Genomic DNA, 14,081 nt, shown 5'->3' on the forward strand with positions numbered 1-14,081 from the left:
TCAGCCCAGCTTCTGCGCGGTGGCGGCCTCGAGGATAGCCCAGGCGTCATCGCCGAACTTGCCCTTCCACTCGCCGTAGAAGCCCGCGTCGATCAGCTTCTGCTTGAAGGGCGGCAGCTCGGGGGTGTTGAACACCATGCCGTTCTTCTCCAGCTCGCCCTGCAGCGAGGCGTTCAGCGCCTCGATGTCGGCGCGCTGCTGCATCCCGGACTCGTTGAAGGCGGTCTGGATGATCTCCTTCACGTCGTCGGGGATGCCCGACCACGAGCGCCGGCCGGCCAGCAGCCAGAAGCCGTCCCACATGTGGTTGGTCATCGAGACGTATTTCTGGACTTCCCAGAGCTTGAAGTTCGACAGGATGGCGAGCGGGTTCTCCTGCCCGTCGACGGTGCCGGTCTGCAGCGCGGTGTAGACCTCGGCGAAGTTGATCGAGGTGGGCGCCGAGCCGAAGGCGGTGAACATCGAGGTCCAGAGCGGGCTCACCGGCACGCGGATCTTGAAGTTCTCGAGGTCGGCGGGCGTGACGATCGGCTTGGTCGAGGAGGAGATCTGGCGGAAGCCGTTGTCCCAGATCTTCTCGAAGGCGAAGAGGCCCTTCTCCTCGATCTGGCCGCGCACATAGGCGCCGAGCTCGCCGTCCATGGCCTTCCACACGGTCGGGTAGTCGTGGAAGGCGAAGCCGATGCCGCTCAGCGAGGCGTTGGGCACGAAGGTGGAGAGGATGAGCGGCGAGAGGAAGAAGAAGTCGACGCCGCCCGAGCGGAGCTGGCTCAGCACGTCGGTGTCGGCGCCGAGCTGGCTCTGCGGGAAGATGGTGATCTCGACCCGGCCGCCGGTCTGCTCCTTGATCCGCTCGACCGCCTCCAGCCCGCGGACGTTCATCGGGTGCGTCAGCGGCTGGTTGTTGGCGAGCTTGAGGTTGATCTCGGCGGCGCGGGCGGGGCCGGTGCGCAGGAAGGGCGTGGCCAGCGCGCCGGCCGCGGCGCCGAGCAGGAGCGAGCGTCGGGTGAGTTTCATGGGTGGTTTCCTCCCGGTTGTGGTTCGAGCTCAGAGAAAGGCGATGGAGAAGTACGGCACCGCGGCGATGGCGATGAGGCCGATCACCAGGGCGGCGATGTAGGGCCAGATCGCGCCCATCGCCTCGTCCGGGGAGACGTTGCCGATCTTGCAGGCGATGTAGAAGCCGATCCCGATCGGGGGGGCCATCAGGCCGACGTTCATCGCCGTGACGATCACCATCGAGTAGTGGATGTCGTGGATGCCGAGGTTGCGCGCCATCGGGAACATGATCGGCGCCATCAGCACGATCGCCGGCAGGCCCTCGAGCACGCAGCCGAGCACCATGAAGATCAGGATCGAGACGCCCATGAAGCTGATCCAGCCGCCGGGGAGCTCGGAGACGCCCTGGGCGAGCTTGCCCGCGAAGCCGGTCTGGGTGAGCGCCCAGGCCATGGCGGAGGCGGTGCCGAGGATCAGCAGGATCGCCCCGGCGAGGGCGGCGGTCTCGACCAGCATCTTGCCGATCGTGCGCGGGGTGATCCCGCCGTAGAGCACGATGCCGATGAAGAGCGCATAGACCACGGCGATGGTCGAGACCTCGGTCGCCGTCGCGATGCCGCCGCCGACGACGGCCCGGATCATGAAGGGGAGCACCAGGGCGGGCGAGGCGACGAGGGCGGTCTTGCCGATCGTCGAGAGCGGCGCCCGGCGCACGCCCGCCATGTCCTCGTGCCGCGCCTTCCAGCGGGCGAGGACGGCGAGGACGAGGAGCAGCACCATCGCGATGACGAAGCCGGAGGTGAAGAGGCCCGCGATGGAGACGCCGGCGGCGGAGCCGAGCACGATCAGCACGATCGAGGGCGGCACGGTGTCGGCCATGGCGGCGCCGGTGGCCAGCAGCGCGATCATCTCGCGCGGCTTGTGGCCGCGGCGCTTCATCTCGGGGAAGAGCGCCGGGGCGACGGTCGCCATGTCGGAGACCTTGGAGCCGGAGATGCCCGAGACGAGGAAGAGCGAGCCGAGGAGCACGTAGGACATGCCGGCCTTCACGTGGCCGAGCAGCGAGGCGAGGAACTCGACGATCGCCTTGCCCATGCCGGTGACGTCGAGGATGCAGCCGAGCAGCACGAAGACCGGCACGGAGAGCAGGATGAGGCTCGACATGCCCTCGTCGATGCGGCCGATCATCACGAAGATCGGCGCCGTCGAGGCGAAGGTCAGGAAGGCGAGCGTCCCGAGCCCGAAGCAGAAGGCGATCGGCACGCCGGCCATCAGCATCAGCGCGACGAAGAGCCCGAGGAAGACCGGGAGGTTCCAGTTGCCCCAGGTCGCGAAGACCGGCTCCATCAGGTAGAGCCCCGCGACGATCGCGGCGATGGCCACGGCGGCGGCCCCGAGCGTGGCGGGCGTGCTCTCGCGGACCGCCTTCACCATGGCGAGGACCGCCATCAGCAGCATGCCGAAGGGCAGCGCCGCGGCGCGGTAGGTCATCGGCAGCTCGAGCGCGGGCGAGGTGACGTAGCCCTCCTCGTAGGCGTACTCGAAGGCCGGCCGCAGCATGATGAGCAGGAAGGTCGCCACGAGCAGGAGCGCGAAGGCGTTGATGAAGGGCCGGAGCCGCTCGGGGATCATCGGCAGGAAGATCGTCAGGCGCAGGTGCTCGTTGCGGTCGATGGCGAGCGCCGCGCCGATCATCGCGAGCCAGAGGAAGGCCATGGACGCGACCTCGTCCGCCCAGATGATCGGGGTGCTGAGCAGGTAGCGCGAGGTGACGTTGGCGAGGATCATCGCGATCATCACAACGAGCAGTCCGGCCGCGACGACCGCGAAGGGTCGCATCCACCGGGATCCGGGATGCATGGCCGCCCCGGTGATTTCCGGGATCAGGTGGTCCGCATCGACCGGGGAATCATAGGTCGCCGCCATACATCCTCCCTTGGCGTGCCCGGCGCTCGGCCCGGCATAGTCCATATTATGGATCGTGAGCATTCGCCTTGTGCGGGGCTGCTATACCGAATCGGCGAGGCGGGCAACAAAAAATTAACGACGGGAAGCGGTGATCCATCCCATGGAATCGATATTGCGGCGTAACACATTGTTTTCAAATTATATGAGTTGGAATGCTACCGTATGTCCGGAACAAGACCGAAGGGGTCACCACGGGGTGGATCGAGCGAGAGCGGCGAAAGCTCGTCAAATTCATTCCACATAGTGGAATACAATGCCGACTCCTGTCGAGCTTGCATCCGATGGACGTCGAGCCTGCGCCCGCGGGCCGCGGTCGGCAAGGGTGGTGAGGATGGGCATGAGCGGGGCGGCCGGCGCCGCCCCCGGGGGCGTCAGGCGCGGATACGGGCGCCCTCGGGGTCCCAGAGCGGGCGCAGGAAGGCCTCGGCGGGGAAGCGCTCGGTCGCGACCTCGAGCTCGTAGGAGCCGGAGAGGACGTAGCCGGGGTCGACGCCGGCCTCCGGGTCGCGGACGTAGCCGTAGCCGATCGGGCGGCCGACCGTGTGGCCGAAGCCGCCGCTGGACAGCCAGCCGACGCGCTTGCCGTCGCGGTAGATCGTCTCGCGGCCGAGGAGCGTCACCGACGGGTCGGCGAGGGTGAAGCCGGCGAGGAGGCGGGGCAGGCGACCGTCGCGCTGCGCCTCCAGCGCCTCGCGGCCGAGGAAGGGCAGGTTCTTGCGGAGCTTCACCGCGAAGCCGAGGCCGGCCATCAGCGGCGAGTGGTCGGGGCCGATGTCGGCGCCCCAGGCGCGGTAGCCCTTCTCCAGCCGCAGCGACTCGATGGCGCGGTAGCCGGCGTCGCGCAGGCCGTGGGGCGCGCCGGCCGCCATCAGGGCGTCGTAGACGGTGGCGGCGAACTCGACGGGGACGTGCAGCTCCCAGCCGAGCTCGCCCACGTAGGTGATGCGCAGCGCCAGCGCCGGCGCGCCGGCGACCGAGAGGCGGCGGCAGGTCCCGAAGGGGAAGGCGGCGTTCGAGACGTCCTCCTCGGCGAGCGGCGCGAGGATGTCGCGCGCCCGGGGGCCCATCAGCGACAGGACGGCGTTCTGCGAGGTGGCGTCGTGCAGCCGCACGTCGAGGCCGGGCGGGATGTTGCGGCGGAGCCAGTCGAGGTCGTGGGTGGCGAAGCCGGTGCCGGTGACGACGTAGAAGGTCTCCTCGTCGAGGCGGGCCACGGTCAGGTCGCACTCGATGCCGCCGCGGGCGTTGAGCATCTGGGTGTAGGTGAGGGTTCCCGGCGGGCGGATGACGTCGCCCGCGCAGATCCAGGAGAGCGCCGCCTCGGCGTGGCGGCCGGTGACGAGGGTCTTGGCGAACGAGGTCTGGTCGAAGATCACCGCCGCCTCGCGGCAGGCGCGGTGCTCGCGCGCCACGGCGTCGAACCAGTTGGGGCGGTCGAAGGTCGGGACATCCACCGGCGGCTCGCCGTCGGCGGCGAACCAGTTCGGGCGCTCCCAGCCGAGCTTCTCGCCGAAGACGGCGCCCTTCGCCGCCAGGCGGTCGTAGAGCGGCGAGCGGCGGGCGGGGCGGGCGGAGGCGTATTCCTCGTGCGGCCAGGCCATGGCGTAGTGGCGCGCGTAGGCCTCGAGCGTGCGCTCGCGCACCGCGCGCGTCGAGAGGGTGTTGCGGCCGAAGCGGCGGATGTCGACGGGCCAGAGGTCGTAGGGCGGCGCGCCGTTGGCGACCCATTCGGCCAGCGCCATGCCGGCGCCGCCGCCCGAGGCGATGCCGAAGGCGTTGAAGCCCGCGCCGACATAGAGGCCCGTCACCTCCGGGGCCGGGCCGAGGATGAAGTTGCCGTCGGGGGTGAAGCTTTCGGGGCCGTTGATGAAGGACTTGATGCCCGCCGTCTCCAGCGCCGGCACCCGGCCGAGGGCGAGGGCCATGGTCGGCTCGAAATGCTCGAGGTCGTTCGGCAGGAGCTGGAAGGCGAAGTCGTCGGGCACGCCCGCCTCGGCCCAGGGCTTGGGGTTCGGCTCGTAGCCGCCCATGGTCAGGCCGCCGACCTCCTCCTTCCAGTAGGTGAGCCGGTCGGGGTCGCGGAGCGTCGGCAGGCCCGGGGTGACGCCGGGGATCGGCTCGGTGATCAGGTACTGGTGCTGCACGCTGACGAGCGGCACGTTGACGCCGACGCGGGCGGCCAGCGCGCGGGTCCACTGGCCGCAGCAGAGGACCAGCTTCTCGCAGGCGATCGGGCCGGCGCCGGTCAGCACGCCGCGGACCCGGCCCTTCTCGACGCGGATGCCGGTCACGGCGACGCCCTCGCGGATCGTCGCGCCGCCCATGCGGGCGCCGCGGGCGAGGGCCTGGACGATGTCGGAGGGCGAGGCCTGGCCGTCGGTCGGCAGGAAGGCCGCGCCGATGACGTCGTCGATATTCATCAGCGGCCAGAGCTCCAGCGCCTCGCGCGGGGTGAGGAGCTGCATCTCGAGCCCGAAGGAGCGGGCGGTCGTCGCCTGCCGGCGCACCTCGGTCCAGCGCTCCGGCGTGCAGGCGAGGCGCAGGCCGCCGTTCATCTTCCAGCCGGTGGCGAGGCCGGTCTCCGCCTCCAGCCGGTCGTAGAGCGCGACCGAATAGCCGAGGAGCTGGGTGACGTTGGCGTTGGAGCGGAGCTGGCCGACGAGGCCGGCGGCGTGCCAGCTCGACCCGGAGGAGAGCTGGTGGCGCTCGAGGAGCAGCGTCTCCTGGCCCATGGCGGCGAGGTGGTAGGCGGTCGAGGCCCCGACGATGCCGCCGCCCACCACGATGGTCTTCGCTGACGAGGGCAGGTCTGTCATGATCCGTGGCTCTCCCGGAAGGCCGCCAGCGCCGCCTCGTAGCGGGCGAGGTTCTCGGCCGTGTAGGCGGCGTAGTCGAAGTCGATGGTCGAGCGGGCCTCCGAGACCATGCTCCACATCGTCTCGCGCAGGAGCGAGGCGGCGGTCATCGCGTCGAGGGCGCGGGCGAGGCCGGGGTCGGCGGCGTGGCCGAGATAGGCGTCGAGGAGGAGGGCGCGCTCGCCCGCGTCCATGCCGGCGTTGGAGGCGAGGCCGCCGAGGTCGAAGAGGGGCGAGTTGAAGCCCGCGTATTCCCAGTCGATCAGCCAGAGCCGGTCGCCGTCGTCGATGATGTTGGCGGGCAGGAGGTCGTTGTGGCCGAAGACGATGCGGACGGGGCCGACCGCCTCCTCCAGCGCGGCGGCCTCGGCGGTCAGGCGGGCGAGGCGGGGGGCGTGGGGGCTCGCCGTCTCGGCGAGGGTGGCGGCGTAGTCGCGGATCACCTGGAAGACCCAGAAGATCGGCGCGGGGCCGCGGAACCAGCGGGGGACGTCGTGGTGGGTGCGTCGGAGCAGGTCGGCGAGGCGCGGGCGGTTCGCCGGGGCGCGGACGGCGGCGGCGTCGAGGGGGCGGCCGTCGATCCAGTCGACGACGAGGACGCCGGGCCCGGCGTGGCGGACGGCGGGCCCGACCCCGGCGGCGTGGGCGGCGCGGGCGGCGGCGAGCTCGGCGCTGCGCGAGATGCCGTGCGCGGGGATGTCCTCGCCGATGCGCACGACATAGCGGCGGCCGGCGTCGGCGACGGTGAAGTTGAGGTTGGTGATGCCGCCTTCCAGCGGCTCGGCCGTGACGGGGCCGGACCAGATCGGGAGGGTCTCGGCCTTGCGGAGGGCGGCTTCGGCGGGGGTCATGGCGCGAGGCCTGGTAGGCGGGCGGGCGCGCGCGCGGAGGGGCGGCGCGGGACGGTCGTGCTGACGTCGGCGGGGCGCGTCGTTCTCCTGCTGCCGTTCGGGCGCGACGGCGCCGCATTCACTTCGCGGATTTGTCCGTCGACAAATCCGCGCGCGCCTGCCTGCCCGTCACGCCACAGGCGTGCCTTCGGCACGACGGCAGGCGCGATTCCGCGCCAGCCCAGGCAGGCGCGCGCGGATTGGAGAGCGACGGTGAGGCCCGGCGCCCCTCGCCCCTCCGCGCCAACGCGCTCCGGGTCGACGCCCTGCGCGAGGCAGTGCCTCGCTTTTGCAGGGCGAAGGAAGGGACCACCCCGGCCGGTCATGGCGCGAGGCCCGGCAGCTGGCGGCGGCGCTGCGCGCGCCCTCCGGCGCGAGGCGGTCGAAGGAGGGGACCGGCCGGCGTCATGGCGCGAGGCCCAGCCGGCGGCGGAGGCGCTCCGCGCCCTGGGTCAGCATCCGGTCCGCGATCATGGCCAGCATGGCGATGCAGGCGCCGGCGACGAGGCCGCGGCCGACGTCGGCCTTGGTCAGCGCGATGTAGACCTCCTGCCCGAGGTCGCGGGTGCCGACGAGCGCGGTGATGACGAGCATGGAGACCGCGAGGAGCACGGTCTGGTTGAGGCCGAGCAGGATCTCCGGCGCGGCGAGCGGCAGGCGGACGCGCGCGACCCGCTGCCAGCGGGTGGCGCCCATGGCGGTCGCGGCCTCGACCAGCGCCGGGTTGACCTCGCGGACGCCGAGGGCGGCGTAGCGGATCGCCGGGGCGATGGCGTAGAGGACGATGGCGATCAGCGCGGTGAACTCGCCGACGCGGAAGAGCATCACCACCGGGATCAGGTAGACGAAGGAGGGGAGCGTCTGGAGGGTGTCGATCGCGGGCTGGACCCAGGCCCAGAGCCGGGGCGACAGGCCGGAGGCGACGCCGACGGGGACGCCGATCGCGGCGGCGATCAGCACGGAGACGCCGACGAGGTAGATCGAGACCATCGCCGGCTCCCAGTAGCCGGTGAAGGCGACGAAGAGCGCGAACCCGGCCGCGATGGCGGCGCGGCGGGGCCCGCCGATCCGCCACATGGCGAGCGCGACGACGAAGGTCCCCCACCACCACGGCACGGCGAGCAGCACGCGGCGGACGGGGACGAGGAGGTTGGTGAGGACGGCGGTCTTGATCGCCTCGAAGGTGTCGAAGAAGTTGACGTTCAGCCACCCGATCGCCCCGGCCCAGAAGGCGGAGGTCGAGACCTGCCATTCGGACGGGTAGACCGCGATCGCGGGGACGGCGAAGCCGAGGCCCCAGGCGGCGAGGGCGACGGCGAGGGCGGCGAGGGGGAGGCGCGAGCGCGGCAGGCCGCGGCCGGCGCGCACGGCGTAGGCCTGGCTCAGCCGGTCGAGCGCCACGGCGAGGACGACGATGGCGACGCCCGCCTCCAGCCCCGCGCCGATGTCGAGCCGGCGGAGCGCGGTCAGCACGTCGTAGCCGAGCCCGCCCGCGCCGATCATCGAGGCGATGATGACCATGTTGAGCGACAGCATGATCACCTGGTTGACGCCGACCATCAGCGGCGCCCGCGCCGAGGGCAGCATCACCCGCCAGATGAGCTGGCGCGGCGTCGTGCCGGCCATGCGGCCGTATTCCACGATCTCCGGCGGCACGCCGCGGAGCGCGAGGAGCGTGATGCGGACCATCGGCGGCATGGCGTAGATCACGGTGGCGATCAGCGCGGCGGCCGGGCCGAAGCCGAAGAGGACGAGGATCGGCAGCAGGTAGGCGAAGACCGGCACCGTCTGCATCGCGTCGAGGAACGGCGACAGCGCCGCCTCGAAGCGGCGGCTGCGATAGGCGGCGATGCCGAGGAGGAGGCCGCCGGCGACGCCGAGCGGCACGGCGATGGCGATCGAGGCGAGGGTGACCATGGCGCTCCGCCACTGGCCGAAGACGGCGAGGTAGCCGAAGGCGAGCGCCATCAGCGCGGCGAGCCGCCAGCCGCCGGCGTGGAGGCCGAGGATCGCGGCGGCGCCGACGATCCCGAGCCAGGGGAGGGGCGGCAGCAGGCGGCGCGCGGCCGAGCCCTCGCCGTCCATCAGCCCGGTGGCGAGGAGCGAGGAGGCGGCGCGCAGCGGGGCCTCGAGCAGCGCCGCCACGCCCCGGGTCAGGTCGCGGAAGGCGAGCGGCCCGAGGCGGGCGTCGTCGACGAGCCAGGCGGTGGCCGCGGAGATCCAGCGCGCCACGGGGACCTGCATCGACCGCGGCACCTCCTCCCAGAGGCCGTCGAGCGCGCCGCGCGGCAGGTGCGAGAAGGCGATGGTCGCCGCGAGGACGGCGAGCCAGACGAGCGCCCAGGGGAGGCGCGCCCGCGGGGCAGGGGGGGCGAGGGCCAGCGCGGTCATGCGCGCCCCTCCGGCGTGCGGCCGAGCAGGATCGCCATCACCTCGGCGCGGCCGACGGAGCCGATGCGCGTTCCGTTCTCCACCACGGCGAAGGGGGCGCCGGCGGCCTCGACCTCGGCGGCGAAGTCGGCCACCCGGCGGCTCGCCTCGATCGCGCCGGCCACCGGGCCGTCGCCGCCGGGGCGCATGATGGCGTGGGCGGAGAGGATCTTCGCGCGGGGCGCGTCGCGGGTGAAGTCGGCGACGTAAGGGTCGGCCGGGGCGAGGATGAGGTCCTCGGCCGTGCCGGTCTGGATGATCCGCCCGTCGCGCATGATCGCGATGCGGTCGGCGAGGCGGATCGCCTCGTCGAAGTCGTGGGTGATGAAGACGATGGTCTTGCGCAGGTGCGACTGGAGACGGAGGAACTCGTTCTGCATCTCGCGGCGGATCAGCGGGTCGAGCGCCGAGAACGGCTCGTCGAGGAACCAGAGCTCGGGGCCGACGGCGAGCGAGCGCGCGATCCCCACCCGCTGCTGCTGGCCGCCGGAGAGCTCGCGCGGGAGGCGCGCCTCGCGGCCCTCGAGCCCGACGAGGGCGATCATCTCGCGGGCGCGCGCCTCGCGCTCGGCCCGCGCCACGCCCTGCACCGCCAGCGGGAAGGCGACGTTCGCGAGCACGCTCAGGTGCGGCAGCAGGGCGAAGTGCTGGAAGACCATGCCCATCCGGTGCCGGCGCAGCTCGATCAGCTCGCGCTCCGAGGCGGCGCGCAGGTCGCGGCCCTCGAAGCGGATCTCGCCGGCGGAGGGCTCGACCAGCCGCGACAGGCAGCGAACCAGCGTCGACTTGCCCGAGCCGGAGAGGCCCATGATGACGAAGCACTCGCCCTCGGCGACCGCGAGGGAGGCGTCGATGACGGCCGGGGTCAGCCCGGCGGCGGCGACCGCCTCGCGGGTCGGGGCGGGATTCCGGGCGAGGAAGCCCTCCGCGCCGGGGCCGAACAGCTTCCAGACCCCGCGGCAGACGAGCTTCTCCGCCGCCGCCATGGTCAGGGCCTCAACCCTGCTTGCAGGAGGAGGCCCGGCGCGCGGAGGGGCGGGCCCGGCGCAGCGGGCGCCGCCCGGATCGGGCGACGCCCGCGACGGGACGGCGTGCTCCCCGGAACGCCGCCACTGTCACTTGCCGATCCAGCCGGACCAGCGATCCTTGTTCGCGTCCATCCATTCGGCGACGACCGCGTCGACCGTGCCGCCCTCTAGGTCGACCTTGGCGATCATCTCGCCCATCTCGTCGTTGGAGAGGGTGAAGTTCTGTATCGCCGCGTAGGCGCCGGGCCACTTGTCCTTCACGCCCGACCAGGCGACCTTCCAGATCGGCCCGCGCGGCTTGCCGCAGTCGTGGGTCATGTCGGGGTTCACGCCCCAGGACGGGTCGGTGTAGCAGGCGGGCTCGTAGGGCGGGAACTCGATCCACTCGCCCTCGTACTTGATCGGGGCCCAGTGCGGCGCGTAGATCCAGAGCAGGATCGGCGCCTTGCGCTGGTAGGCGCTCTCGAGCTCGGCGAAGAGCGCGGCGTCGGTGCCGGCGTGGATCACCTGGAAGGGCAGGTCGAGCGCCTCGATCCGCTCCTCGTCGAAGCCGCCCCAGGTCACCGGGCCGCCGAGATAGCGGCCGTCCGGCGCGGTCTCCGGCGTCGAGAAGGCCTCGGCGCATTCGTCCTCGAGCAGCGCCTCCCAGGCCGGCAGGCCGGGGCACTTGTCGGTCATGTAGGAGGGATACCACCATTCCTCGATGGCCTGCATCCCGGTCTCGCCGAGGTTCTCGACCTGGCCGGTGGCGGTCGCCTCGTCCATCGCCTCGCGCCCCGTCGTCTCCCAGATCTCCATGGCGACGTCGAGGTCGCCCGTCTTCAGCCCGGCGAACTGCGCGAGGTAGTCGGCCTGCACGTACTCGACGTTGTTGCCGGCCTCCTTCAGCACCTCGCCCATGATCGTCGTGGTGATGAGCTGCCCGGTCCAGTCGTGCAGCGTCAGCTTGATCGGGTCGGGCGAGTCCTGGGCGGCGGCCGCAGCCGCGAGGGCCAGGGTGGACGTGAGCGCAGTCACGGCGAGCGCGCGTCGCATCATCGGGTCGGTCTCCCCTGTTTCCCGCCGCCATGGTCGAGCCAGAATCAACGGCAGGTCAACAGAAATCCACAATTGCGTTGCGTTTGCGGCGCGGGTTGCGCAGTCTTTGACCGGGGACTGGAGACGCGATGGCGCCGAGCCGCTGGCAGAACGACATTCTGGACGCGGTGCGCGGCGAGGGGCGGGCCACCATCGCCGGCCTTGCCGCGAGCCTCAACGTCTCGGGGGAGACGATCCGGCGGCATGTCCGGCCGCTGGTCGACGAGGGGCTGCTGGTGCGCGCCCATGGCGAGGTGGCGCTCGCCGAGCGCGAGCCGCCGTTCCAGCGCCGGATGGGGGTGCGGGCCGCGGCGAAGCGGGCGATCGCGCGGGCGGCGGCGGCGCTGGTGCCCGACGGGGCGAGCGTGATGCTCGACACGGGCTCGACGACGGTCTTCGTCGCCGAGGCGCTGGCGGGGCGGCGCGGGCTGACGGTGGTGACGAACTCGATCGAGATCGCCCGCGCCATGGTGGGGCGGGGCGATCATCGCATCTACCTCGCGGGCGGCGAGCTGCGGCCCGATCTCGGGGCGGTGGTCGGGCCGGAGGCGCTCGGGTTCGTGGCGCAGTTCCGCGCCGACCTCGCCATCCTGTCGGCCGGGGCGCTCGATCCGGCGCACGGGGTCGCGGATTTCCACCTCGACGAGGCGCGCGTCGCCCAGGCGATGGTGGCGCGGGCGGACCGGCTGATGGTGGCCGCCGACCGCTCGAAGTTCGATTTCCGGGCGGCGGTGCCGGTCTGTCCGCTCGAGGAGGTGGATCTGCTCGTCACCGACGTTCCCCCGCCGGCCCCTGCCCGCGCCGCGCTGGCCGCGGTGAAGGTGGAGGTGGTGACGGCGGCGGAGTGAGCGGCCAGAGCGGAGTCCGTCCCGGTTGAACCGGGCCGTCCGCTCTGGAGTCTCGAATTTGCGCAATGTCCAACCGGACGATTCCGCCCGGCTGGACATTGCTCTAGCGGTCGAGCGGCAGGGCGGTCTCGACGAGGCGGGCGAAGAACGAGGCGCCGATGGGGGTGACTGCGTCGTTGTAGTCGTAGGCCGGGTGGTGGAGGCCGGCGCCGGGGCCGGCGCCGACGAAGACGTAGGCGCCGGGGCGGGCCTCCAGCATGTAGGCGAAGTCCTCGGAGCCCATCTCGGGGCGGCGGCAGGCGTCGACATGGGTCTCGCCGACGACCTCGCGGGCGACGCGGGCGGCGAAGGCGACCTCGTCGGGGTCGTTGCGGGTCACCGGGTAGCCGAACTCGTAGTCGAGGGTCGCCTCGACCCCGAAGGCCGCGCCGATCGCGGAGGTCGCGGTCGCGACGGCGTCGGCGATGGTCTGGCGCTCGGCGGCGTCGAGGGTGCGGACGGTGCCGCCGAGATGGGCGGTCGCCGGCACCACGTTGGTCGCCTCGCCGGCGCGGATCACCGTCAGCGACAGCACGCCGGCGCGGACCGGATCGACGCGGCGGGCGGGGATCGCCAGCAGGGCCTGGCCGAGCGAGAGCGCCGCCGCCACCGGGTCGATGCAGTCGTGGGGGAAGGCGGCGTGGCCGCCGCGGCCGGTGAGGGTGATCTCGAACTGGTCGGAGGCGGCCATGATCGCGCCGGGGCGGGTCTCGATGCGGCCGAGATCGACGCCGGGGACGTTGTGGAGGCCGAAGATCCGGGTGACGCCGAAGCGCTCCATCACCCCTTCCTCGACCATGACCCGGGCCCCGCCGGAGAGCTCCTCGGAGGGCTGGAAGATCAGCGCCACCGTGCCGGCGAAGTTGCGGGTCTCGGCGAGGTAGCGGGCCGCGGTCAGCAGGATGGTGGTGTGGCCGTCGTGGCCGCAGGCGTGCATCGCGCCGGGCTTCGTCGACTTCCAGGGTCGGTCCACGGCCTCGAGGATGGGGAGCGCGTCCATGTCGGCGCGCAGCCCGATGACGGGCCCCTCGGCGCGGCCGCGGATCAGGGCGACGATGCCGGTCTTCGCGATGCCCTCGTGGATCTCGTCCACCCCGATCTCGCGGAGGCGGTCGAGGACGAAGGCCGAGGTCTCGAAGAGGTCGAAGTCGAGCTCGGGGATCTCGTGGAGCCGACGCCGCCACGCCGTCGACTCGGCCTCGAACGCCGCGATCCGGTTGATGACCGCCATCTCGCCCTCCCTCGCGCCGGGCCCTTGGCCGCTTGTGGCCGCCCGGGCGCCGTCATGGGGTCGAGACTGGCTCCTTGCGGGCCAGAGTCAAGCGGTGACCGGCGCGCCCGGAGCCCGGGCCTCGCAGGCGTGTTCACGCGTGAATATTCGATAAGCCGTTGATTTCACTGGATTGGTTAATGTGAGCTAAATGGCTGGCCACACTACACGACAGGAGCCGGTTGCCGCCCGAGGCTGCGGGCGCTCGCCCCGACCGAAGCGAGCTCTGCCCGCGAGGCTGCGGCGCGACAAGCGAAAGCACGGCTTTCGCCGCGCCGCCGGCCGGAGCGCATTGGCGCGGAGGCCGTGGGGGGGCCAGATTTTCCACGCACCGCGCAATCCGGCCGTGATCGCCCCGGCGAGCGCGGAATCGCGCTCGCCCCCCGCAGGGGCGAGCGCGGACGGATTTGCCACGGGTCAAATCCGTCTGGCTTCACCGTCCCGCACCCTCCCGACCGATATTTCTCTCCACTGTCGTGTAGTGTGATGGCTGGCGTGCGGCGGCACGCTCAACACGACGGAGGCGGCAAGGGTCGACCGGCGGCGCGGAGCGGCCTGGGCAGGGAGCGTGCAAGCTCGACGTGAGTTGAACGACGCCGCGAAATGCAGCGCCGATGAGTGTGCAATTGTCCCCGGCCCGCATCCGATCGGGCTCGCCGGGCTGGCGGCCGTGCGGG

At 72.0% G+C, this 14,081-nt stretch carries 9 protein-coding genes; 1 reads left to right on the forward strand and 8 read right to left on the reverse strand.

The genetic code is table 11. The annotated features are described in order from the left end of the window. From KBB57_RS14085 to KBB57_RS14115, 7 genes are all read right to left on the reverse strand, one after another. Positions 1-1,017 carry a TRAP transporter substrate-binding protein gene (locus KBB57_RS14085; RefSeq protein WP_290751345.1) on the reverse strand — a complete coding sequence of 339 codons (1,017 nt, stop codon included), beginning with the start codon at positions 1,015-1,017 and terminating at the stop codon, positions 1-3. 30 nt (positions 1,018-1,047) lie between these two features. Then, positions 1,048-2,925 (reverse strand): TRAP transporter large permease subunit, encoded by a 1,878-nt coding sequence (locus KBB57_RS14090; RefSeq protein ID WP_290751347.1) that lies wholly within the window; start codon positions 2,923-2,925, stop codon positions 1,048-1,050. A gap of 413 nt (positions 2,926-3,338) precedes the next feature. Continuing rightward, positions 3,339-5,783, reverse strand: a complete 2,445-nt coding sequence (locus tag KBB57_RS14095) for an FAD-dependent oxidoreductase (protein WP_290751349.1) — start codon at positions 5,781-5,783, stop codon at positions 3,339-3,341. After that, the gene (locus tag KBB57_RS14100) at positions 5,780-6,673 is read right to left on the reverse strand and encodes a choline/ethanolamine kinase family protein (RefSeq protein WP_290751351.1); all 894 of its coding nucleotides are present in this window, start codon (positions 6,671-6,673) and stop codon (positions 5,780-5,782) included. Before KBB57_RS14100 ends, KBB57_RS14095 begins: the two co-directional genes overlap by 4 nt. 444 nt (positions 6,674-7,117) lie before the next feature. Continuing rightward, a complete protein-coding gene (locus KBB57_RS14105) occupies positions 7,118-9,103 on the reverse strand; it encodes a proline/glycine betaine ABC transporter permease (RefSeq protein WP_290751352.1) in 1,986 nt (661 codons plus the stop codon). Further along, entirely contained in the window at positions 9,100-10,128 is a 1,029-nt protein-coding gene (locus KBB57_RS14110; RefSeq protein WP_290751353.1) for a glycine betaine/L-proline ABC transporter ATP-binding protein, read from the reverse strand. The genes KBB57_RS14105 and KBB57_RS14110 overlap by 4 nt, the downstream gene beginning before the upstream one ends. Positions 10,129-10,257: 129 nt before the next feature. Next, complete coding sequence (locus tag KBB57_RS14115) at positions 10,258-11,208, reverse strand: ABC transporter substrate-binding protein (protein ID WP_290751356.1); 951 nt, start codon at positions 11,206-11,208, stop codon at positions 10,258-10,260. Between the two features lie 128 nt (positions 11,209-11,336). Here KBB57_RS14115 and KBB57_RS14120 point away from each other — a divergent pair, with 128 nt between their 5' ends. Further along, on the forward strand, positions 11,337-12,095 hold the full coding sequence (locus KBB57_RS14120) for a DeoR/GlpR family DNA-binding transcription regulator (protein ID WP_290751358.1): 759 nt from the start codon (positions 11,337-11,339) through the stop codon (positions 12,093-12,095). A gap of 103 nt (positions 12,096-12,198) precedes the next feature. On the opposite strand, the gene KBB57_RS14125 is transcribed toward KBB57_RS14120, so the two are convergent. After that, positions 12,199-13,365, reverse strand: a complete 1,167-nt coding sequence (locus tag KBB57_RS14125) for a M20 aminoacylase family protein (protein WP_290751361.1) — start codon at positions 13,363-13,365, stop codon at positions 12,199-12,201. Positions 13,366-14,081: the final 716 nt, after the last annotated feature.

The sequence above is a fragment of the Amaricoccus sp. genome (assembly GCF_017993425.1).
Lineage (GTDB): Bacteria > Pseudomonadota > Alphaproteobacteria > Rhodobacterales > Rhodobacteraceae > Amaricoccus.